The organism is Lentzea rhizosphaerae (assembly GCF_042649515.1).
GTDB lineage: Bacteria > Actinomycetota > Actinomycetes > Mycobacteriales > Pseudonocardiaceae > Lentzea > Lentzea aerocolonigenes.
In genome coordinates this window covers 238,435-260,840 of the sequence record NZ_JBHRZI010000015.1, presented here as the reverse complement: position 1 = coordinate 260,840, position 22,406 = coordinate 238,435, and the positions used below count along the sequence as shown (strand labels likewise).

At 69.1% G+C, this 22,406-nt stretch carries 15 protein-coding genes; 11 read left to right on the top strand and 4 right to left on the bottom strand.

The features are described from left to right. Nucleotide 1: 1 nt before the first annotated feature. Nucleotides 2-1,267, bottom strand: coding sequence for a DUF58 domain-containing protein (locus ACFOWZ_RS18115; protein ID WP_382373901.1), 1,266 nt, complete (start codon nt 1,265-1,267; stop codon nt 2-4). Between the two features lie 2 nt (nt 1,268-1,269). Next, nucleotides 1,270-2,322 carry an AAA family ATPase gene (locus ACFOWZ_RS18110; RefSeq protein ID WP_372497488.1) on the bottom strand — a complete coding sequence of 351 codons (1,053 nt, stop codon included), beginning with the start codon at nt 2,320-2,322 and terminating at the stop codon, nt 1,270-1,272. Nucleotides 2,323-2,728: 406 nt separating this feature from the next. Between ACFOWZ_RS18110 and mraZ the strand changes: the two genes are divergently transcribed. The 5 genes from mraZ to ACFOWZ_RS18085 all read left to right on the top strand — a co-directional run bounded on the left by mraZ (nt 2,729) and on the right by ACFOWZ_RS18085 (nt 8,145). Next, nucleotides 2,729-3,160 carry a division/cell wall cluster transcriptional repressor MraZ gene (gene mraZ, locus ACFOWZ_RS18105; protein WP_030471832.1) on the top strand — a complete coding sequence of 144 codons (432 nt, stop codon included), beginning with the start codon at nt 2,729-2,731 and terminating at the stop codon, nt 3,158-3,160. Between the two features lie 167 nt (nt 3,161-3,327). Next, nucleotides 3,328-4,281: a 16S rRNA (cytosine(1402)-N(4))-methyltransferase RsmH gene (rsmH, locus tag ACFOWZ_RS18100; RefSeq protein ID WP_382373898.1), complete on the top strand. Its 954-nt coding sequence runs from the start codon at nt 3,328-3,330 to the stop codon at nt 4,279-4,281. After that, nucleotides 4,278-4,856 carry a hypothetical protein gene (locus ACFOWZ_RS18095; RefSeq protein ID WP_382373896.1) on the top strand — a complete coding sequence of 193 codons (579 nt, stop codon included), beginning with the start codon at nt 4,278-4,280 and terminating at the stop codon, nt 4,854-4,856. The genes rsmH and ACFOWZ_RS18095 overlap by 4 nt, the downstream gene beginning before the upstream one ends. Continuing rightward, nucleotides 4,856-6,766 (top strand): peptidoglycan D,D-transpeptidase FtsI family protein, encoded by a 1,911-nt coding sequence (locus tag ACFOWZ_RS18090; protein ID WP_382373894.1) that lies wholly within the window; start codon nt 4,856-4,858, stop codon nt 6,764-6,766. The genes ACFOWZ_RS18095 and ACFOWZ_RS18090 overlap by 1 nt, the downstream gene beginning before the upstream one ends. A 215-nt stretch (nt 6,767-6,981) precedes the next feature. After that, a complete protein-coding gene (locus ACFOWZ_RS18085) occupies nt 6,982-8,145 on the top strand; it encodes a putative glycoside hydrolase (RefSeq protein ID WP_382373892.1) in 1,164 nt (387 codons plus the stop codon). Here the strand turns inward: ACFOWZ_RS18085 and ACFOWZ_RS18080 are convergent. Next, nucleotides 8,142-13,232 carry an NACHT N-terminal helical domain 7-containing protein gene (locus ACFOWZ_RS18080; RefSeq protein ID WP_382373890.1) on the bottom strand — a complete coding sequence of 1,697 codons (5,091 nt, stop codon included), beginning with the start codon at nt 13,230-13,232 and terminating at the stop codon, nt 8,142-8,144. The two genes, ACFOWZ_RS18085 and ACFOWZ_RS18080, sit on opposite strands and share 4 nt — an antisense overlap. Nucleotides 13,233-13,276: 44 nt before the next feature. Continuing rightward, complete coding sequence (locus tag ACFOWZ_RS18075) at nt 13,277-14,026, bottom strand: universal stress protein (protein ID WP_382373888.1); 750 nt, start codon at nt 14,024-14,026, stop codon at nt 13,277-13,279. 275 nt (nt 14,027-14,301) lie between these two features. On the opposite strand from ACFOWZ_RS18075, the gene ACFOWZ_RS18070 reads away from it, so the two are divergent. From ACFOWZ_RS18070 to murG, 6 genes are all read left to right on the top strand, one after another. Beyond that, nucleotides 14,302-15,828, top strand: a complete 1,527-nt coding sequence (locus ACFOWZ_RS18070) for a UDP-N-acetylmuramoyl-L-alanyl-D-glutamate--2,6-diaminopimelate ligase (RefSeq protein WP_382373886.1) — start codon at nt 14,302-14,304, stop codon at nt 15,826-15,828. After that, nucleotides 15,825-17,285 (top strand): UDP-N-acetylmuramoyl-tripeptide--D-alanyl-D-alanine ligase, encoded by a 1,461-nt coding sequence (locus ACFOWZ_RS18065; protein ID WP_382373884.1) that lies wholly within the window; start codon nt 15,825-15,827, stop codon nt 17,283-17,285. Before ACFOWZ_RS18070 ends, ACFOWZ_RS18065 begins: the two co-directional genes overlap by 4 nt. Next, on the top strand, nt 17,282-18,367 hold the full coding sequence (gene mraY / locus ACFOWZ_RS18060) for a phospho-N-acetylmuramoyl-pentapeptide-transferase (protein ID WP_030471841.1): 1,086 nt from the start codon (nt 17,282-17,284) through the stop codon (nt 18,365-18,367). The genes ACFOWZ_RS18065 and mraY overlap by 4 nt, the downstream gene beginning before the upstream one ends. Then, entirely contained in the window at nt 18,367-19,740 is a 1,374-nt protein-coding gene (gene murD, locus ACFOWZ_RS18055; protein WP_382373881.1) for a UDP-N-acetylmuramoyl-L-alanine--D-glutamate ligase, read from the top strand. The genes mraY and murD overlap by 1 nt, the downstream gene beginning before the upstream one ends. 145 nt (nt 19,741-19,885) lie before the next feature. Then, a complete protein-coding gene (ftsW, locus tag ACFOWZ_RS18050; protein WP_449280283.1) occupies nt 19,886-21,274 on the top strand; it encodes a putative lipid II flippase FtsW in 1,389 nt (462 codons plus the stop codon). Between the two features lie 21 nt (nt 21,275-21,295). Further along, nucleotides 21,296-22,399, top strand: a complete 1,104-nt coding sequence (gene murG, locus ACFOWZ_RS18045; protein WP_382373877.1) for an undecaprenyldiphospho-muramoylpentapeptide beta-N-acetylglucosaminyltransferase — start codon at nt 21,296-21,298, stop codon at nt 22,397-22,399. The last annotated feature ends 7 nt before the right edge of the window (nt 22,400-22,406 follow it).

The following is a 22,406-nucleotide window of genomic DNA, read 5'->3' as shown; positions in this document are numbered from 1 at the left end:
CTCAGCCCACCTCCGAGCGAACCGACGGTCCCCGGTTGCCTGCCGAGGCGCACAACTCCTGCCACACCTGCTGCATCGACGCCGACGGCCGTGCGATCGCCACGCCCCAGCCGGCGCCCACCAGCAGCCTCCGCGCGTCCTCGGGATCCGGCGCCGAGGCATCGGACCCGCCGGCCCACGCGTTCACGTCGAGCAGCACGGCCAGGCTGCGCATGCCGCGCGGCCGGTACCGGATCAGCTCCTCGACCGACGCCGGCGACACGCCACCCAGCACCGCGATGACCTCCTGGCCGGCACCGGGGTCGATGCCGCCGCTGAGCTCACGCCGGTGCGAACCCTGCAGCGCCGCCAGCGAGTCCAGCACCACGTGGTCGCTGTGCCCGCCGTCGGACGATCCGCCCGCGAGCACCCGCCCGTCCTCGGAGACCAGGCGCACCTGGTGCCCGAAGTGGTGCAGGTGCAGGCAGATCGACGCCACGAACGAGATCGCCCATTCGAGCGATGCGGTCGGTCCGCTGCCACGGTGTGCGTGCACCCGGTGGTCCAGCAGCACCGTCGTGCCACCGCGCCACGGGCGTTCCTCGACGCGCACCATCAGCTCGTCGCGCCGCGCCGTGGACCGCCAGTGCACCTTCCGCAGGTCGTCGCCCTGGCGGTACGGGCGCACCACCGCGTCGTCCTCGCCCTGGCCGGCGCGCAACCGCACCGAGCCGTCGTCGCCCGCGCCCATGCCGGAACCGCCGGGCAGACCCGCCAGCCGCACGACCCGCGGCACCACGACCAGACGAGACCGGCCGGCGAGCTCGCGGTCGAACTCCGCGAGCCCGAACGGGTCGGTGATCCGCGCCATGAGCGGGCCGACCTGCTGGATGCCGCGCATCACCGGCTTGAGCGGGTAGCGCAACGTCGTGGGCGTGTTGCGGGGCAACCGCTCCACCAGGAACCGCGGCCGTGCGCCCAGCGCGTACGGAACGGTGTCCTCCAGCATCAGCCCGCCCGTGGGCAACCTGCCGGTGCTGCGCAGGTCGAGCTTCACCTCGGACGCGGCCCCGACCGGCACGCGGCTCGGCGCGAGGTACCGGGCGGCGCGCAGGCCCACCCGAGCCCTCGTCGCGAGCCACGCGGCCAGCAGGGGCAGCGCGATGACGAAGGCCGCGACCCGAAGCAGGTCGCGCTCGTTCAGCACCGCGGCGCACACTCCTGCGGCGAACCCCGCGGCGAGCAAGCATCTTCCGCGTGTGGTCAGACCGGAGAGTGCGGTTCGCATCGTTAGCGTGGCGTCCCTGCGTTGTTGTTGTTCATGCTCCGTACGAACGCAGCACTCGGGTCGAGTGCCGCCGTCGGCACCGGCACCCGCTGCAGCAGTGCCCTGATCAGCTCGGCGGGGGACCGGCGAGCGGCCTGCGCCTCCGCGGTCATCACGAGCCGGTGCGCGAGCACCGGGATCGCGATCGCGTGGATGTCGTCCGGCACCACGAAGTCGCGGCCCGCGAGCGCGGCCTGCGCCCGTGCGGCCCGCACGAGGTGGAGCGTGGACCTCGGCGACGCACCCAGCCGCAGCTCCGGCAGACGACGCGTGGCCGACACCAGCTCGACGGCGTACCGGCGCACCTCGGGGGAGAGGTGCACCCGGCGCACGGCCTCGATCAGCCGCAGGATCTGGGCCGCGTCCGAGACGGGCCGCAGGTCGTCGAGCGGGTTGTGGCCGGCGTGCTCGTCGACCATCGCCAGCTCCGCCGCCGGGTCGGGATAGCCGACCGACACGCGCGCGGTGAACCTGTCGCGCTGCGCCTCGGGGAGGGCGTAGGTGCCCTCCATCTCGATCGGGTTCTGCGTCGCGATCACCATGAACGGCGAACCCAGCGGGTACGTGTTCGCGTCGACCGTGACCTGGTGCTCCTCCATGCACTCCAAGAGCGCGGACTGCGTCTTGGGGGAGGCGCGGTTGATCTCGTCGCCGACCACGATGTTCGCGAAGATCGGTCCCGGCCGGAACTCGAAGTCGTTCTCCTGCCGGTTGTAGATGGACGAGCCGGTGATGTCGCTGGGCAACAGGTCCGGCGTGAACTGCACTCGACTCACGGTGCAGTCGATCGAACGGGCAAGCGCTTTCGCAAGTGAGGTCTTGCCGACTCCCGGCACGTCCTCCACGAGCAGGTGCCCCTCGGCGAGCAGCGTGACCAGGGCCAGACGGACCACGTCGGGTTTGCCGACGAGCACCCGTTCGACGTTGGCGGCGATCCGCTGGACGGCGCCGTGCAACTCCCCCAGGACCTGATCGACCGGCGCGTGGCTGTTCGCGCTTGGGCTTCCCGGTGTCACTAAACCTCCAGCAGCCGTGTCCGGAACACGGACGTGTGAGCGTTTCACGCAGTGTGTCAAACCACGGCTAAGTGCCCTACACCTGCGGGCTACATCGGGTTCGCACCACCAGTTTCCACCTTCCCCCACCACCGCGCCTCAACCCCACGTTTTGCCTGAAATTTCTAGGCCGTTCGAGTGGCAAATCAGTCCCCAACCCTCACCCGCGAAGGTGGAGCCTGACCGGGCTCCCCACCGTCCCCCCACGCCTCCCCACTCGATCTACCTGGGAAAACGGGTCACGAGTTGGTGTGTAAACACCTGTTTCAACGTTGACTGTGGTGAAAAGTGGGGTACTGTGGCGGCCGGTGGGGCAGACGGGGGCTCCACTGCCGGTCTCGTCGCCCGGCAAGGGAGGTGACTGCCGATGTTCCTCGGCACTCACTACCCGCGCCTGGACGACAAAGGTCGGCTGACACTGCCTGCGAAGTTCCGGGACGAACTGGCGGGAGGTCTCATGGTCACCAAAGGCCAGGACCACTGCCTGTACGTGTTCCCCCGGGCTGAGTTCGAGCAGATGGCGAGGAAGGTCGCCGAGGCGCCGTTCACGAACGACGCCGTACGCGCCTATCAGCGGTATCTGTTCGCAGGTACGGACGAGCAGCGTCCGGACGGTCAGGGCCGCGTTCTGATCGCACCGGAACTGCGCCGGTATGCCGGGCTGACCAAGGAGTGCGTGGTCGTCGGCGCGTTCACCAGGTTGGAGATCTGGGACGCGGCGGCCTGGCAGACCTATCTCGAAGAGCACGAGGACGGCTACGCCACGGCTCGCGAGGAGGTCATTCCGGGCGTCTTCTGATGGCGGTCAGCCGAGCAACAGGCCGGATGTTCCACACGCGATTCGGGTGCCGTGAGGCCTCGGTCCGCTCGACTATCGGCCCTGGCGCACCTTCCCCGGCGCCAGGTTCGACGGGCGGGCGGGGACCTGACGTCACCCGAAACGCGCATCAGGGGAGTCGAGGGACGATGGATCAGCCGCGGCACGTTCCGGTGCTGCTGGACCGCGTCCTGGAACTCTTCGCTCCAGCGCTGCACGGCAAGCCCGCAGTCGTCGTCGACACGACGCTCGGCATGGGCGGCCACTCCGACGCGTTGTTGAGCGCCCACCCGGAACTCACGCTCATCGGGCTCGACCGCGACCCGCAGGCCATCGAGATGGCAGGCAGGCGTCTGGCGCGCCACGGTGATCGCGTTCACCTGGTCAACGTCACCTACGACCACATCGGCGAAGCCGTGGAAGACCTCGGCTACTCGCATGTGGACGGTGTGCTGATGGACCTCGGCGTGTCCTCGTTGCAGCTGGACGAGGAGGACCGCGGGTTCGCGTACTCGAAGGACGCCCCGCTCGACATGCGGATGTCCAAGGGCACCGGCATGACGGCGGCGGACGTGCTCAACACGTACTCGCACGGCGACCTCGCGCGGATCCTCTCCACCTACGGCGAGGAGCGGTTCGCGGGCAAGATCGCGTCGGCGGTGCTCAGGGAGCGCGAGAAGGAGCCGTTCACGAACTCCGGCCGGCTCGTCGAGCTGCTCTACAACGTCGTTCCCGCCGCTTCCCGCCGCACCGGTGGGCATCCGGCCAAGCGCACGTTCCAGGCGTTGCGGATCGAGGTCAACGGCGAACTGGAGTCGTTGCGGCTGGCGCTGCCCGCGGCGCTGGGCGTGCTGGGCGTGGGCGGGCGGATCGTCGTGGAGTCGTACCAGTCCCTAGAGGACCGGATGGTGAAGCAGGCGTTCGCGGAACTGGCGAAGTCGAAGACGCCGCCGGGGCTGCCGGTCGAGCTGCCGGGTCACGGGCCCGAGATCAAGTTGCTCACGAAGGGCGCGGAGCTCGCGTCGGAGCAGGAAATCGAGGACAACCCGCGTGCGGCGCCGGTGCGGCTGCGCGCGGCGGAACGGATCGGAGAACCGAGATGACGGCTGCACCCGCGAGGGTCGGTGGGCCGTCGCCCCGAGACCCCTCCAAGAAGAAGGCCGAGGAGCAGGACAAGGCACGGCGGCGGACCGCCGGTGCCGAACGCGCCTACGCCCGGCGGGCCCAGCGCGCCCAGAACCTGCGGGGTGCCGCCGCGGCGCCGCAGCAGAAGCCGGTGTCGAAGGCGCCGTTCGTCGTGCTGGTGATGCTCGTGCTCGGCGCGGGCGTCGCCGGGATCATGTACTTCTCGACCCAGGCCGCCGCCGACACGTACCGCCTGCAGGAGGCGAAGGCCGAGGCGGAGAAGCTGACGTTGCGGATGGAGCAGCTGCGCCGTGAGGTGGCGCTGCTCGAGTCGCCGACGGACCTCGCGCGCAGGGCCACCGAGATGGGCCTCGTCGAGCCGTCGAACCCGGCGCGCCTGCGGCAGAACCCGGACGGCTCGATCGAGGAGTTCGGCAAGCCGAGCGCGCCGACCAAGTCGACGCCTCCGCCACCGCCGTCGTCCGAGACGCCCACCCCGCCCGCCGGTCAGACACCGCCTGCCGGCAACCAGACCCCTCCGGCGGGTGGCTGATGCCGGGTCCGCAGCAGAGGGGGCCGCGCCGCCCGTTGTCGGTGCGCGGCCCTCGCCCGGCTGCGCGCACGGGCGGCAACAGCCGGCTGCGCATCGCGGTCGGCCGGATCCTGCTGATCGGCGCGTTGCTGATCGCGGGCGTGAAGCTCGTGCAGGTGCAGGGCATCCAGGCCGACGAGCTCGCGGACCAGGCCAAGAAGCAGCGCACCACGCGCCTGAACATCCCCGCCGAGCGCGGTTCGATCCTCGACCGCAACGGCAACCAGCTCGCGTTCTCGATCGAGGTGCGCGCGCTCTACATCCTTCCGCAGCGCGCGCGCAAGACGTGGGACGAGGCCCGCGCGAAGGAGCCGGAGAAGTACCCGCTCTCCTACGACGACCACATGCGCGAGGTCGCGAAGTTCATCTCGTCGACCCTCGGTCCCGAGGTCAACGGCGAGAAGACCGACGAGGAGTCGGTCTACCAGCAGCTCGTGAAGGACATCAGCTACGAGGTCCTGGTGAGCGAGGCCGAGCCGGCCAAGGCCGCCAAGATCGTCGAGAAGTACCCGGCGGAGATCGGCTCGGAGTACCGCTCCAAGCGCATCTACCCGAACGGCGATCTGGCCTCGAACATCATCGGCGCGGCGAACTGGCGCCAGGACGAGAAGCCCCCGACCGTGCAGGGCATCCTCGGCCTGGAGAGCGCCCAGGACAACGTGCTGGCCGGCCGCATGGGCCGCCGCGTCGTCGACACGATGTCCGGTGACGACACGTTGATCATCCCGAACACCGAGCGCGAGCTCGTGAAGCCGCAGCCCGGCAAGAGCCTCGAGCTCACCATCGACATCGACACGCAGTACGCCGTGCAGAAGATGGTCACCGACTACGCCAAGAAGTCGGGTGCCAAGAACGCGTCCGCCGTCGTGCTGGACAGCCGCACCGGTGAGATCGTCGCGATGGCCAACGACAAGACGTACGACCCGACCGACTTCGGCAAGGCGAACGAGGACCAGCTCCGCAACGGCGCGGTCTCCTCCAGCTTCGAGCCCGGTTCGGTCAACAAGATCGTCACGGCCGCGGCAGCCGTCGAGTACGGCCTGTTCAAGCCGGACGACGTGCTGCAGGTGCCGGGTTCGCTCAAGGTCGCCGACCGGGTCATCAGGGACGCGTGGACCCACAACACGGTCCCGATGTCGTTCACCGGCGTCTTCGCCAAGTCGTCCAACGTCGGCACGCTGCTCGCCGCCCAGGAGGTCGGCAAGGAGCGCTACGCCGAGATGCTGCAGAAGTTCGGTCTCGGCCGCCGCACCCAGTCAGGCGTCCCCGCCGAGGAAGCCGGTGTCGTGCCGCCGCTGAACCAGTGGTCGGGCTCGACCTTCGGCAACCTGCCCATCGGCCAGGGCCTCTCGATGACCCTGCTGCAGATGACCGGCATGTACCAGGCCATCGCGAACGACGGCGTGCGCATCCCGCCGCGCCTGATCCGCGCCGAGATCGGCGAGGAGGGCGCGCGCTCCGAGAAGCAGCGCCCGGAAGGCGTCCGCGTGGTGTCGAAGGAGACCGCGAAGACCGTCCGCGACATGTTCCGCTCGGTCACGCAGTCCGACCCGCGTGACGCGAACCAGAACGGCACGGGCAAGCAGGCCGCCATGCCCGGCTACCAGATCGCGGGCAAGACCGGCACGGCGCAGCAGATCGACCCGACCTGCAAGTGCTACTCGCAGTCGCAGTACTGGATCACGTTCGCCGGCATCCTCCCGGCCGACAACCCGCGCTACGTCGTCGGCATCATGCTCGACGCACCGCACGGCACCCAGTTCAGCGCCTCGGCGGCACCGCTGTTCCACGACATCGCGACCTTCCTGACCCAGCGGTTCCAGGTGCCGATGTCGGCGGAGCAGACGCCGTTCGTGCAGCTGCAGATGTAGATCATTTCATCGGGTCGCGCATTCTTGGTGACGCCTGCCGTTTTTGCAAGTGACGTGTGACACGCCCAGGCGTGACCGTGTGACATTCATTGTTTAACAGTGAAAATTCCGCAGTGTGCGGACTTAATTGAGACGCATTTCGTCTTGTCTAATACCCCGAAACCAGTGGGCAAGGCGAGATGGGGTTCGGCGTGCGTTTCTGCGGTAAATTGATCATGGCGGGTGTCCTGGCGGTGACATTGGTCCCCGCCGCTCATGCAGAGGAAGAGGGCTGGTCAGCGCAGTCGTACTGGCTGCACATGAACAGCACGCCGACGTCCGACGAAATGATCGCCACTGAGGCCTCCCGCCGTTCCTACGTCGTTCTCAACGCCTGGGAAACCGATCTTGCCGCGAAGTTCAAGGCGGCCAACCCGAAGATTCAGACGTTCGTCTACAAGGACCTTTCGTCAACGCGTAGTTATGCGTGCACGGACGGTGTCGACGATTCCGATCTCCCGACCGGCGTCGGTTACTGCGCGGCCGACTCTTCCTGGTTTCTTCTCGACCCGAACGGTCAGCGCTTCTCCTACGACGGCTATGAAGGCCATTGGCAGATGGACGTCGGCAACACCGACTACCAGAACGCCTGGGCCGACAACGTGATCGCGTCCTCGAAGGGATCGTTCGACGGCGTCTTCATGGACAACGCGCTCTTCGCCTGCGACACCTACCACGACGGCGTCTGCCCGGCCGCGTACCCGACCGACGAGTCCCTGCGCGACGCCTACCGCTCGATGCTCGCCAACACCCGGCAGAGGTTCGTGGAAGCGGGCCTCAAAACCGTCGCGAACATGTCCAACGCCCGCCTCCACGAGGGCGCCTGGGACAGCTACGTCGAGTACCTCGACGGCGGCTTCGACGAGTGGTGGCTGACCTTCAACGACAACGACCTGCTCTCCGAGTACCCGGAGGGCTGGAGCCGCCAGGTCGCCGAGATCACGGCCAACGAGGCCAAGGGCAAGATCACCTGGGTCCAGCCCCACCACAGCGGCGCCGATCAACCGTTCCGCTACGCCTACGCGAGCTACCTGCTGGCGGCGGGCTCGCACGCCGCGATCTCGGAGATCCAGGAGACCGACCGCTACGACAACGCCTCCCAGTGGCGCGCCGAGTACGACTGGAACCTGGGCGAACCTCTCGGCGCGTACTTCCCGGTGGCGTCGAACGTGTTCCAGCGCGACTTCACGTGCGGCACGGTGGTGGTCAACGCGAACAAGACAGGCAGCGCCCCCGTCACGGTGCGCTTGCCCTCAGTCCACACGAACGAAAACGGCGCGTCGGTCGATGCTGTCTCGCTGCCGGGCACTTCGGGCACGGTCCTGCGCAAGACCTGCTAGGCCCACCTGGGGTGTCTGTCGGTGATGCCCCAGATCAACTGCTCGATCGGGTCGGGGTCGGCCGTCCGCATGTCGACGGTCGACCACACCCGCAGGAAGCCGGGCAGTTCCGGTTCGTTCTCGGTGCCGTCGAGGATCACCGGGATCACCCGCCGGCTCTTGTTGCGCGCGGACCAGTCGTTGATGAGTTCCATCTCCGCCTCGTGCCACGGCCCCGGCCCGGCGGGACCGATGAGCACGGCCGCCGACCTGCTCTTCTCGATGCCCTTGGCCATCTCCTGCTGCCACCGCGACCCCGGCTGGATGTCGTGGATGTCGAGCCACGGCAGGATGCCGCGTTCGTGCAGCTCGTGGACGATCTTGAGCACCGCGGGCTTGTCCCTGACGTTGTGGCACAGGAAAACGTCGTAGTCCCCGGCCTCGCGCTTGCCCTTCAGGGTCGTGGCGGCGACGTCCTGGTCCCGCTGGGCGTTGGCGTTGGAGTTCATCTCCGCGACCGCGGGCCGCACGTCGGGCTGCTCGTCGTCGGTGATCGGGACGACCCCGTCGCAGATCTGGCAGGTCACCGTGGTCAGCCCGCGGCCGAGCCTGCGCTGCACGACTTCGTCGTCGATGGCGTAGTCGCACGCCTTGCACCTGCGCACCCGGCGCACGGCGACGCTGCCGGCGCGTTGCTCCAGGTGCTCGACGACATAGGCCTCGAACTGCCGCCGGACGATCGGCTGGACCTGCTCGTCGTGGAAGACCACCAGCTCGCCCCTGCCCTCCGCGATCTCGCGGATGGCGATCCCGCACGTTCCTCCGGTGTCCGGCCGATAGGTGGCGGAGTTGTGCCACATCTCGTCCTTCTTGAAGAACCTCGAGTGCGACAGCCGCACGGCGAGCGTCGAGTAGATCGACGCCAGGTCGCCGTCGAACGTGAACACCACGTCCTGGCCGGGCACCTGCGGTGCGTCAGGACGTTCCCGGGTGAACTGCGACGGGAAGATCAGGTCGACCTCCTTGTCGGTGACCTCCTTCAGCGCGATCTCGCGCCGCAGCAGTTCCTCCACGACCGTGATCAACAGGATCCGTTCCTGCTGCCGGTTGTCCAGCCGCTCGGACTCCGGCATCCGGAACGTGCCGGCGAGCGCGTCGGCCTCCGGCACGAAGCCGAGTCCGTCCGGCTCGTCCTTCGCCGCCTGCACGAGCGACGACACGTAGGCGTCCAGGAGTTCGGGCCGCAGCAGGACGTAGTCGCCGAACGCCATGCGCCTGATCACGCCGATGCTCTCCAGACGCCCGAGACAGGCGGTGAACTTGTCGATCAGGTCCTCGGCCGGCGTCTCGTCCTGCTGGATGCGGCGGAAGCTGTGCAGCAGGTCGTCCACAGTGGACAGGATGCGGCCCTGTCGCTTCTCCTCCAGCACGAAGTCCTTGATCGACTGGAACAACGCCGTGGAGCTGACCACCGGCATCGCGTCCCAGTCGATCGCCTCGCGCGCCCTGCGGACCAGCTCGTCGACGCCCCACCCCTCCTTCGCGCTGGTCTCGACGAACCCGTCGAATCCGTACTGCCGCACGGCCTGCTCGATCCGCGCAGTGCCCACGGCCGTGCCACCGCGGTCGGTTCTCGCGGCGACCAGATACGCGCGGAGACGGACAGCCGTCGCACCGTCGAGCCGGCGCGCCTGGGCGAGTGCGCGGCTCCAGTACTGGACGCCGGCGAACGGATCCGTCTCGCTGCGCGCGTCGAACACCACCAGCGCCACCGCGACCTCGTTGAGGTGCAGCTGGTGCACCATCCGGTAGCCGGGCTGGCCGGCGAGGTCCCACAGCAGCGTTTCCCTGGTCTGGACGTCACCGGACGGCGTCGTCTCGATGGACTTCTCGAACGTCCACACGTTGCGTCCGTGCGTCGAGTCGGTCGGTGCGAACGGCCGGCCGCTCATCACCAGCCCCAGCCCCGACTTGCCAACGCCGGTGTCGCCGACGAGCACGATCTTGGCGTTGGCGTACTTGCGTGACGTCCGCGCTGCGCCGATCGTGCCGAGCACCTGGAGGTCGAGGCGCACGATGTCGACGGTGCTGCCGTCCTTGACCGCCAGCAGGGGCTGCGTCGGGTGGAACGCGAGACCGCCGCGGCCGCTGATCTCCTTGCGCGGCAACACCGCGACGCACTGCCAGTCCTCGCACCGCCAGATCCTGACCGTGTTGTCCTCGGACAACGACGTGAGGAAGTCACCGTTCGGAGAGAACCGGACGCAGGTGATCGTGTTGGTGTGGCCTTCGAGCTGTGTGGAACCGCCGCCGTCAGGGAACGACCTGATGATGATGTCTGGTCTGTCGGGAGAGGTGAACGCGACCAGGCCCTGCCTGCTCTCCTGCACGAACACGTCACGCGCGAACAGGTCGAAATGGCCCACGGGCGCCGGACTTCCGTCCGTGGGCGCAATGCACACGACACCCCCTGCGGCGACCCAGATGTGGTCGCCGCTCTCCGACCAGCGCGGTCGCAGCCGGTAGGACTGGTGGTCGAGGTCCTGGAACGTCGTCGCGGTTCGCCGTTCGCCGGTGGTGACGTCCACGATCCACAGGTCCTGGGGGTTGAACACGGCGATCGATCGGCCGTCGGGCGACCAGGCGATCCGGGAGAGCGGCTCGACCGCGCACACCGCACGGGTCGTTCCGTCCTCGAAACGCGTGACCATCACACGACGTGACCCGGTCTTCCACGCTCGCTGCACGACCGCGGCGATCGGACGCGTCGGATGCCAGGCGACGTCCGTGAGTTCGGACAGTTGGCCGATGACGTGTGGCGGCCTGTTCTCCGCGACCCGCCAGCACACGACGGTTTCGCCGCCGTAGCTGATCGTCAGCAGCTCGCCGTCGGACGACCAGGTGACCTGGGAGACCGTGCGCTCGCTGGCCGTCAGTCCGCGGTGGACGAATTCGACGCCCGCGGGCAGGCCGTCGGGATCGAGCCGCGCTGTCGACGTGGCACGGGGCGGACGCCGAGCGAAGCCGGTGGCGTCGGAGGAGATCAAGGCCTGGAGCGAACTGTGGGCAATGGTGTCCAACCCCGTCGACCACAGGTCGATCAGGGCGCCTGCCTGGTCGCCTGCGATGCGGGTCCTCTCGTCGACCGGCTGCATGAACAACCGCAGCAGAACGAGGTTCGCCGTGTAGGCGGCCGCGGAACGGGTCTGGTCGGGCGGGGTCGGCCGGTAGTCCGGGTAGCGACCTGCCCTGGTCCTGGTGCGATGTCCGGCGAGCAGATCGTCGAGGAATCGCTCTAGCTCGGCCCGATGTGCGGCCGGTGGCTCCTCCAGCAGGAACTGCCTGATGAACGTCAGCGTTGCCGGGCGGAGCGACAGGGGTGCGTGCGACAGCAGAGCGAACAGCAGCTCGTCGTCCTGTTCCTGCAACGTCCTGACGAGCACGTTCACGATCAGTGAGGCGATGTGGTGCTCGGCGAACGTCGTGGGCTGCTGATCGAGATCGTGTAGAACGGACTCGACCGTGCTCATGCCCGTGTGGCCGAGTGCCGCGAGGTCGGCGCGGAGCTCCTCCTCGGAGATCGGCCGCCAACCGCGGTTGAGCATTCCCAGTGCGCCGACTCCCGGCGTCAAGTCCCAGACGACCGGATCGGTCAGCTGCCGCGTGAGCATGGTCAACTGGAACGGGTTTCGCGCCAGTTCCCGATGTGCGAGTGCCGTCTCCAGCGTCATGCGACGCCGTCCGGTGCCCGCTGTCGCCCGGTTCCACTGTTCGATCCAGCGGCTGATCTGAACGTCGTCGAAGCTCGCGAGCCGCACGACCGGTGTTTCGTCGGGGATGAGCAGGTGATCCAGGTACGACGTCCGGAAGGTGACGAGGACCGCCACCGGATGGTCGGCCGCGAGCTCGGTTCGCTGGAACCTGATGACCTCGTCGAGGTAGTTTCGCGACGACGAGGATCGCGGCATCTCGTCCAGACCGTCCAGCACGACGAGGCGGATCTTGCCGACGAGATCGCTCCAGCCGACCTGGCCGTCGGTCTGACGTCGCAACGCCTGATCGACCTGTTCGCGCACGAACGTGTCCGGGTCGGTCATCCGCATGGGCACGCGCACGATGACGTGGTCGGTGTGGACCCCGCGGGCGGCGAGGACCTTCGCCAACGCCGATTTGCCCGAGCCCGGCCCGCCGACGACCAGCACGGGCAGCCGGTAGGCGCCCGGGCTGGTGAGATGGGCGGCGAGCATCTGGTTCAGGTCGTGCCGCCGCCGCGTTTCCGACGCCCACCAGCTCTCGTCGATGAACCTCGCCAGCGGACTCGCCACCGCGAGGCGGTAGTCCGGCGTGGCGTAGAGGTCGCCGAGCGAAGGAAGGTCCTGGCTGTTGGACAGCGGGTCGTCCAGCACGGCCTGGTTGGCCTGGAGCAACGTCGCGTGCGCGTCGTTCACGATGCTGTCGATCGCGGTGGACCTGTCAGATGGCCATCGCGTCATGCCTGCCCACACCGCGAACTCGACCACCTCGGCCGCTAAAGTGCGGACGCCTGACTCGTAGCGCGCTAGCACACGCTGCGCGAAGGCCGGCGACAGCAGCAACTTGCTACCGCTGCCGGGGCTCGTTCTGTGCAGAACGCGGTGAACATGCTCACCGCGTTCAGTCGCCCACCTGCTGATGGGGTCGAGGTCGCTCGCGAGGCGGCGGGTGATGGACGGGCTGGGCACCTCGTCCAAGTACAGGTACGAGACGAATGAATGGTCTTCCTGCTGCCAGTCGCTCTTGCCCAGCTTGAGTTCGTGTGTGAGGACTTCGCGAACGGTCTCGAAGAAAGTCGTCACCACCAGCAACGTGTGCACGGCGGTGACAGGGGCGAGCCGCTGCCGGCTGCTCATGCCCGGTAGTTGTGCGGCCACGTCCGCCAGCCGGTCCCGGATGAGCTTTGGTGCGTCTCCGCCGTTGATCCACCCGTACAACCCGTGGATCGACGTCTGGATCGAGGGGATGGTCAGCACCCGCCCCAGCCGCCGGTCGACCGCCTCCAGCCACGCCTCGTCGTCCTGGGCGAGGGTCAGCAGAGCGCCTCGGAGCGTCGTCGCGTCAACAGGCGGCATCGGCACAGGCTAAAGACTTCGTGCGCGGCCGAACGAGACTTCGGTTACGGCATCACCCGATCGTCGTGAAGCGGCTCCGGCCGAGCCACCAACACAGGACACGAGGCGTGGTACAGCGCCGCCCGCGTGATCAATCCGACGCCGTCACCCTGTCCGCCGCGCCCGACAACGACGAGATCGGAATCCAAAGAGGCCAGAGCCTCGTGCGGATGACGGGACTCCACGAGGACCTCGGGCGTCAGCTCCGGAGCCGTGGTGCGCAAGAACAACACGGCACGGCGGACCGCAGCCTCGTCGCGCGCCACCACCACCCCGTGCTGGGCCGGCGGGTGGACGTGCAACAGCCGCAAAGACGCTCGGCGGGTGCGGCAGAGCTCGACCGCGCGCCGCAGCACGACCGGGTCTTCGCACCCGCCGACGGCGGCGGTGATCCAGCCGTACTCGCCACGGATCGCCGGGGGTCGTCCGCGCACCACTACGACTCCGCACCGCGCGCGGCGCAACACCGGGAGGACGAGGGAGCCCAGACCCAGGCTGCGGTGCTGTTCGCCCTTGCACCCCAAGACCAAGGTCGCGCTGGAGTCCGACGCCCTCACCAGTGCGGCCACCGGGTCGTCACCGCTCGGGCGGAAGTGGGCGGTGAGCATGGGGAGTCGTTCCAGGACTCGCTGGACCGTCGTGTCGCCGGGGTCCGCGAGGTAGACCTGGAGATCCGTCCTGAGTGCCCACGCGTGGCGCGCGGCCCACTCGAAAGCGTGATACGCGGATTCGGAAGTGTCGACCCCTACCGTCACGGAACGACTGAAATCCGGTGCCCAGAAGGAGAATCTCCTCGGTTGCACCGTCGTGGTTGTCCTCATCGCCGCCTCCTGCCGCCTCTACCTCACCTCGACTGCACCGCTGGTCACAGGGCCCAAAGTCACAAACCGGGCAGGAACTTGTTCGGCCGGACGGGCTCACTCCTGAAGACCGCCGCGCGAGGCCACTCGAACGGCTCAGCGGGACCGATCATCACCCGAACGCCAACGCGCCGCTCGGCCACTCTGTGTACGCCGGTAGCCTCTTGCCCGTGCCTGCCAAGCTCGAGGGCAAGGTCGCGACCGCCCCGCCCCGCCCCAACGCCATTCGCCCTGCTTCCGTGGCTGCTCTCGCCGCGGTTGCCGACGTGCACCTGACCAGGCCAGCACATGCCGACGTCCAGGTGACGGGGGTGACGCTGCGTGCTCAGCACGTGGTCCCCGGCGACCTGTACGCCGCGCTGCCTGGTGCGCGGGTGCACGGTGCCGACTTCGCCGAGACGGCGATCGCGAACGGTGCCGTCGCCGTGCTCACGGACGAGGCCGGTGCCGCGCGCGAGGCCCTCAAGGACGTGCCCGTGCTGATCCACCCGCGTCCGCGTGAGGTCGTGGGGCTGCTCGCCGCGCACGTCTACGGCCGGCCGTCGACCAAGATCAGGTTGTGGGGTGTCACCGGCACGTCCGGCAAGACCACCACCACGTACATGATCGAGTCGGTGCTCAAGGCCGCCGGGAGGAAGACGGGCCTGATCGGCACGGTCGGCACGCGCATCGGTGACGAGCAGCTCGACAGCTCGCACACCACGCCGGAAGCTCCTGACCTGCAGGCGTTGTTCGCGGTCATGGCCGAGCGCGGCATCACCGACGTCGCGATGGAGGTCTCGAGCCACGCGCTGGAGCTCGGCCGCGTCGCCGCCACCGAGTTCGAGATCGGCGCGTTCACGAACCTCAGCCAGGACCACCTCGACTTCCACGCCTCGATGGAGGAGTACTTCGAGGTCAAGGCGCAGCTGTTCGACGGCCGTGCGCGCAAGGAAGTCGTCTGCGTCGACGGCGAGTGGGGTCCCCGGCTCGTCAAGGACGGCACGATCACCGTCTCCACCACCGGGCCCGCCACCTGGACCGCGAGCGGTGTCGAGGTGAGCCCGACCGGTGAGCAGACGTTCACCGCGCACGGGCCCGACGGCGACGTCGAGATCCACCTGCCGCTCGCGGGCAGCTTCAACGTCGCGAACGCCCTGCTGGCCATCGCCTGCCTGCACGCGGAAGGCATCAGCGCCGAGGCCGTCGCGGAGGGCCTGCGCACGGTCCAGGTCCCCGGCCGCATGCAGCGCGTCGACGAGGGGCAGGACTTCACCGCCGTCGTCGACTACTCGCACAAGCCCGCCGCCGTCGCGCTCGCGCTGGACGCCGTGCGCGCCAAGACCGACGGCCGGGTGATCATCGTGCTCGGCTGCGGTGGTGACCGCGACCGGGCCAAGCGTCCGCTGATGGGCGAGGCCGCCGCGCAACGAGCCGACGTGTTGATCATCACCGATGACAACCCGAGGAGCGAAGACGCGTCCTCCATTCGGGCCGCCATGCTCGAAGGGGCCCTCGCCACCGTGAACCGCGGCGAGGTGCTGGAGATCGGCGACCGGAAGCTCGCGATCGAAAAGGCCGTCGAGCTGGCACATCCGGGCGATGTCGTCGTGGTGGCGGGCAAGGGACACGAGACGGGACAGGAGATCGCCGGCGTGATCCACCCGTTCTCGGACGTCGAGACGCTGACCGCCGCGATCAGAAAGGCGCACCGTTGATCGCACTCACGCTCGCCGAGATCGCTGAGATCGTCGGCGGACGGTTGCACGCAACCGATGGCAGCCCGGTGGTCACCGGCTCCATCGAGTTCGACACCCGCAAGGTCACCGAGGGCGGCCTCTTCCTGGCGCTGCCGGGTGAACGCGTGGACGGCCACGACTTCGCCGCCCAGGCCGTCTCACAAGGGGCCGCCGGTGTGCTGGCCGGCCGCGAGGTCGATGCTCCCGCGGTGATCGCACCGCCGGTGGAGACCAAGCACGCCAACGCTTACGTGCTCGCGGGCGACAAGAACGGCGAGGGCGCCGCGGTGCTGGCCGCGCTGGCCAAGCTCGCCCGGTACGTCACCGACCAGCTCAAGGACCTCACGATCGTCGGCATCACCGGCTCGGCGGGCAAGACGTCCACGAAGGACCTCATCGCCCAGGTGCTGAGCCCCACCGGCGAGACCATCGCGCCACCCGGTTCGTTCAACAACGAGCTCGGGCACCCGTGGACCGCGCTCAGGGCCACTGAGGACACGAAGTTCCTCGTGCTGGAGCTGTCCGCGCGCGGCATCGGCCACATCGCGAACCTGTGCGAGATCGCCCCGCCGCGTTTCGGTGCGGTGCTGAACGTCGGCAGCGCGCACCTGAGCGAGTTCGGCTCCCGGGAAGGCATCGCGCAGGGCAAGGGAGAGCTGATCGAGTCGCTGCCCGAGGACGGCGTCGCGATCCTCAACGCCGACGACCCGCTGGTCGCGGGCATGGCGAGCCGCACGAAGGCCAAGGTCGTCCTGGTCGGGGAGAACCCGAAGGCGGACGTCCGGGCCGAGAACATCGAGCTGGACGAGCAGGCCCGCGCTTCGTTCACGCTGAAGACCGCCAAGGGCGACGCGCAGGTCGAGCTGGCCCTGAACGGCCCGCACCAGGTGGGCAACGCGCTGGTCGCCGCCGCGATCGCACTCGAACTGGGTGCCACGCCGGAGGAAGTGGCGCAACGGCTCAACGCGGCGGAACGGGTTTCCGCGCACCGCATGGTCATCACCGACCGGGCCGACGGCGTGACGGTGATCGACGACGCGTACAACGCGAACCCCGACTCGGTGCGAGCGGCGTTGAAGGCGCTCGCGACGATCTCGCGCGCCACCACGCCCGCCCGCCGCAGCTGGGCCGTCCTCGGCCCGATGGCGGAACTGGGCGACGACGCGGTGCGCGAGCACGACGAGATCGGCCGGCTCGTGGTGCGTCTGGACATCAGCAAGCTGGTCGTCATCGGTGACGCGGCCCGCGCGATGCACCAGGGTGCGCACCTGGAAGGATCTTGGGGAGAGGAATCCGTCCTGGTGCCGGACGCGGACGCGGCGATCGCGTTGCTGCGCGCGGAAATCCGGCCCGGTGACGTCGTGCTGGTCAAGGCATCCAACGCCTACCGCCTGTGGCGCATCGCCGAGGCCCTGCTGGAGGCAGGAACCAAGTGAAGAGCATCCTGATCGCGGCAGCGATCGCACTGGCAGTGTCGATCCTGCTGACGCCCTACCTGATCAAGATCTTCTCCCGTCAGGGCTTCGGCCAGGAGATCCGCGAGGACGGTCCACAGCACCACAAGACCAAGCGCGGCACGCCGACCATGGGTGGCCTCGCCATCCTGATCGCGATGTGGGCCGGTTACCTCGGCACGCACCTGGTGAACTCGATGTCGGCCTCGGCGTCCGAGCAGACCCCGTCGGCGTCCGGTCTGCTCGTGCTGATGCTGACCACGTCGCTGGGGCTCGTCGGCTTCCTCGACGACTTCATCAAGATCCGCAAGGCTCGCAACCTGGGCCTGAACAAGACCGCGAAGCTGGTCGGCCAGTTCATCGCGACGATCACGTTCGCGATCCTCGTGCTGCAGTTCCCGAACAAGGACGGCCTGACGCCCGCGTCGGTCAACCTGTCGTTCGTCCGCGACATCACCGTGGTCTCGTTCGGCGTCGTCGGGTTCATCGTCTTCTGCTACGGCATGGTCGCCGCCTGGTCGAACGCCGTGAACCTGACCGACGGCCTCGACGGCCTGGCCGGTGGCTCGTCGGCGATGGTGCTGGGCACCTACGTGGTGATCTCGTTCTGGCAGTTCCGCTACAACTGCTCCACGTTCGCCGTCGCCGGCTGCTACGACGTGCGCGACCCGCTGGACCTGGCGGTGGTCGCTTCCGCCGCGATGGCCGGCTGCATCGGCTTCCTCTGGTGGAACGCCGCCCCCGCCAAGATCTTCATGGGTGACACCGGTTCGCTCGCTTTGGGTGGCCTCGTCGCCGGTCTCGCGATCGCGACCCGCACCGAGCTGCTGATGATCGTCATCGGTGGTCTGTTCGTGGTCGAGGCCCTGTCGGTGGCGTTGCAGGTCGCGGTCTTCCGCACCTCACGACGGCGCCTGTTCCGCATGGCACCGTTCCACCACCACTTCGAGCTGGCGGGCTGGGCGGAGACCACGGTCATCATCCGGTTCTGGCTGATGGCGGGCATCTGCTGCATGTTCGGGCTCGGCGTGTTCTACAGCGAGTGGCTGACGGGCGGGTTCTGATGACGAAGCTGGCCGGTTCACGGGTACTGGTCGCCGGTGCTGGTGTGACCGGCCGGTCCGCCGCGGAGGCGTTGCTCGCGGCGGGCGCCGAGGTCGTGGTGACGGATTCGTCGCAGGAACGGCTGATGGCGCTGGAGACGTTGCTCGAAGGCGTGGAGCTGGTGCCCGGCCTGACGGAACCGCCCGCCGGGACGTCGCTGGTCGTCACCTCGCCCGGCTGGCAGCCGTCGAGCCCGCTGCTCGCGGCCGCGGCGTCGGCGGGCATCGAGGTGATCGGCGAGGTCGAGCTGGCGTGGCGGATGGCCGCCGAGCTGGCCGACCCGCCGGTGTGGCTCGCGGTGACCGGCACGAACGGCAAGACCACGACGGTCGGCATGCTGGAGTCGATCCTGCACGCGGCCGGTGCGGACGCCGTGGCCTGCGGAAACGTCGGCCTGCCCGTGGTGGACGCGTTGCTGGCCGGCCGCCGGGTGCTCGCGGTGGAGCTGTCGAGCTTCCAGCTGCACTGGGCGCCGTCGGTGCGCCCGCAGGCCGGCGCGCTGCTGAACCTCGCGGAGGACCACCTCGACTGGCACGGGGGCATGCAGGCCTACGCGCAGGCGAAGGCCCAGGTCCTCACCGGTGACGTGGCGATCGGCTGGCTCGACGACGACCTCGTCGTGGACCTGCTGGAAGACGCTCCCGCCCGCGACCGCGTCGGCTTCACCCTGGAAGAGCCGGAGCCGGGGCAGCTCGGCGTGCGCGACGGCTGGCTGGTCGACCGGGCGTTCGCGGATGACGAGCCGTTGGTCGAGGTCTCGAAGATCCGCCCCGCGGGCCCTCCCGGCATCGCGGACGCTCTGGCCGCCACGGCTCTGGCGCGTGCATACGGTGTGCCGTCCGAGGCCGTGCGGGAAGGGCTGGAGGCGTTCGAACCCGCTGCTCACCGCGCCGTGCTCGTCACCGTCGACGCAACTGATATCCAATATATCAATGACTCGAAGGCGACGAATCCGCATGCCGCGGTGGCGTCGCTGCGGGCGTTCGACAACGTCGTGTGGATCGCGGGTGGCCTGCTCAAGGGCGCGTCGGTCGACGAAATGGTGCGTACGGAATCCCATCGACTGCGTGGTGCGGTGCTGATCGGGGCCGACCGTGCGGTGATCGCCGAAGCACTTGCCCGGCACGCGCCGGACGTGCCGGTGCGGGTGCTCGACGTCGCCGACGACGACGAGCCGATGGTCGCGGTCGTGCGAGCCGCGCAGGAGTTCGCGCAGCCGGGCGACACGGTGTTGCTGGCGCCTGCGGCGGCGTCGATGGACATGTTCACCGACTACGCGCACCGCGGGCAGTCCTTCACGGAGGCCGTGAGGCGCCTCACGGGTGGCCGGTAGCCTTCGAAACAGGCGACACGCCCCAGGAATCCCCGTTCGAGCGCTTGACACAGGAGACGATGATCTGGTGACCGTCGTCGCCGACAAGCCGAAGAGCAAGCGCAAGGTTCGTCCCGCGGGCCGCGTCGCGTCGTTGCGCGGCGGCATGACCGCGTGGCTGAGCCGGCCGCTCGCGGACTTCCACCTCCTGCTGGCGATCTTCGGCATGCTCACCGTGCTGGGCCTGGTGATGGTGCTGTCGGCGTCGGCGCCGGGGCAGGTCGCCTCCGGTGTGTCGGCGTACAGCGTGTTCCAGAAGCAGCTCATCTACGTCTGCATCGGCTCGGTGTTGTTCTGGCTGGTGCTGCGGTTCCCGTTGCGGCGGCTGCGGCACCTGTCGACGGCCGCGATGGGCATCGGCGTGCTGTTGCTGGCGCTGGTGCTGACGCCGCTGGGTGACGTCCGCGGTGGTGCCCGGTCGTGGTTCACCGTCGGGCCGATCTCGTTCCAGCCGATCGAGGCCGTGAAGCTCGCGCTGGCGTTGTGGGGCGCGCACGTGCTGGTCACCAAGCGTGCGTTGCTGTCGCAGTACCGGCACCTGCTGGTGCCCGTCGTGCCGGTGGCGATGCTGGTGTTCGCGCTGGTCATGTTGCAGCCCGACCTCGGTGGCACGATCACGCTCGGCGTGGTGCTGATCAGCCTGCTGTGGTTCGTGGGCGCGCCCATGCGGTTGTTCGGCGTGATCGCCGGTGGTGCGGTGGCGGGTGCGATCGTGCTCGCGATCGGTGCCGCGTACCGGCTTCAGCGCGTCACGACGTTCCTCAACCCCGACGCCGACCCGCTGGGTGCGGGTCTGCAGGCCCGTCAGGCGATGTTCGCGCTCGCCGAGGGCGGCCTGTTCGGCAAGGGGCTCGCGCAGGGCAGCTCGCAGTGGCGGTACCTGCCCAACGTCGAGTCGGACTTCATCTTCGCCGTCATCGGCGAGGAGCTCGGGTTCGTCGGGTGCGCGCTGGTGCTGGCGCTGTTCGGCGGGCTCGCGTGGGTCGGGCTGCGGGTGGCCGCGCGCAACACCGACCCGTGGATCCGGATCGTGTCCGCGACGCTGACGGTGTGGCTCGTCGCGCAGGCCGCGATCAACATCGGCTACGTCGTGCGGCTGCTGCCCGTCACCGGAATCACGCTGCCGATGATCTCCTCCGGCGGCACCTCCGTCGTCACGACCATGGTCGTGTTCGGCATCCTCGCGAACTGCGCGCGGCACGAGCCCGAGGCCGTGGCGGCGCTGCGTTCACTCGGTCCCGGACGTGTCGGCGGGCTGCTCAAGCTGCCCGCGCCCGAGGCGTACCGGCCGCCGCCCAAGCGCAAGCCGGTCCGCCCGTCCACGCCCCCGCGGGCACCGGGACGCCGCACGCAGCAACTTCCAGTGGTCGACGAACGTCGTATGGCTGGGCGATCAGCTCCGCCCTCGGAGTACCGTCGCCGCGAAACGCGGCGGGTGAACCAGGGCCGTCCAGAGCAAGGCCGGTCGACCCGTGGTCGCGGGCGATACAACTGATTTGATCTCTCGGAGGAAGTCTTGACCGGGCACCCTGCCCCCAGTGGTCCGTGCGTCGTGGTCGCCGGCGGTGGCACCGCCGGACACATCGAGCCGGCACTGGCGCTGGCCGACGCGGTCATGCGGCTGCGACCGGACGCGCGCGTCGTCGCGCTCGGCACCGAACGCGGCCTGGAGAGCAAGATCGTGCCGGCACGCGGGTACCCGCTGGAGCTGATCCCGCCGGTGCCGATGCCGCGCAAGCCGACGCTCGACCTGCTGAAGCTGCCGCTGAACGTGCGCGGCGCGGTGAAGCAGACGCGTGAGGTCCTGGAACGCGTCGGTGCGGACGTCGTCGTCGGGTTCGGCGGCTACGTGGCGCTGCCCGCGTACCTCGCCGCGCGTGGCCGCGTGCCGATCGTGGTGCACGAGGCGAACGCCAAGGCCGGTCTCGCGAACAAGGTCGGCGCCAAGTTCGCCGAGCACGTCGCCGCGGCCGTGCCGGACTCCGGCCTGGCGGACGCGCAGATCATCGGCATCCCGCTGCGCCACTCGATCACGACGCTGAACCGCGCCGCGTTGCGCGACGAGGCCCGCCGGTTCTTCGGCCTGGACCCGCACGCGCCGACGCTGCTGGTGTTCGGCGGCTCGCAGGGCGCGCGCTCGATCAACGAGGCCGTGGCGCCCGTCGCGGCCGAGTTCGCTCGTGCGGGCGTGGGCGTGCTGCACGCACACGGCCCGAAGAACACCCTTGCGGTGCAACAGGTTCCTGGCGCGCCCGCGTACGTGCCGGTGCCGTACCTGGAGCGGATGGACCTCGCGTACGCCGCCGCGGACGCCGTGCTGTGCCGTTCCGGCGCGATGACCGTCGCCGAGGTGTCGGCCGTCGGTCTGCCCGCGATCTTCGTGCCGCTGCCGCACGGCAACGGTGAGCAGGCCCTCAACGCCGGCCCGGTCGTCTCCGCGGGTGGTGGCCTGCTGGTGCCGGACGAGGAGCTCACGCCGCAGAAGGTGGCGTCGCTGGTCGTGCCGCTGCTGGCCGACCGCGCCCGTCTCGCCGCGATGTCGCAGGCGACCCTGAGCACCGGCCGTCGCGAGGCCGACGAGGTCCTCGCCCGCACAGTCCTGGAGGTGATCAAGAAGTGAGCCTGGA

What these genes read in the sequence shown, in the direction of transcription:
- ACFOWZ_RS18115 (WP_382373901.1), bottom strand. Translation starts at nt 1,267, where the DNA reads ATGCGAACCGCACTCTCCGGTCTGACCACACGCGGAAGATGCTTGCTC.
- mraZ (WP_030471832.1), top strand. Translation starts at nt 2,729, where the DNA reads ATGTTCCTCGGCACTCACTACCCGCGCCTGGACGACAAAGGTCGGCTG.
- rsmH (WP_382373898.1), top strand. Translation starts at nt 3,328, where the DNA reads ATGGATCAGCCGCGGCACGTTCCGGTGCTGCTGGACCGCGTCCTGGAA.
- ACFOWZ_RS18095 (WP_382373896.1), top strand. Translation starts at nt 4,278, where the DNA reads ATGACGGCTGCACCCGCGAGGGTCGGTGGGCCGTCGCCCCGAGACCCC.
- ACFOWZ_RS18090 (WP_382373894.1), top strand. Translation starts at nt 4,856, where the DNA reads ATGCCGGGTCCGCAGCAGAGGGGGCCGCGCCGCCCGTTGTCGGTGCGC.
- ACFOWZ_RS18085 (WP_382373892.1), top strand. Translation starts at nt 6,982, where the DNA reads ATGGCGGGTGTCCTGGCGGTGACATTGGTCCCCGCCGCTCATGCAGAG.
- ACFOWZ_RS18080 (WP_382373890.1), bottom strand. Translation starts at nt 13,232, where the DNA reads ATGCCGCCTGTTGACGCGACGACGCTCCGAGGCGCTCTGCTGACCCTC.
- murD (WP_382373881.1), top strand. Translation starts at nt 18,367, where the DNA reads ATGACGAAGCTGGCCGGTTCACGGGTACTGGTCGCCGGTGCTGGTGTG.
- ftsW (WP_449280283.1), top strand. Translation starts at nt 19,886, where the DNA reads ATGACCGCGTGGCTGAGCCGGCCGCTCGCGGACTTCCACCTCCTGCTG.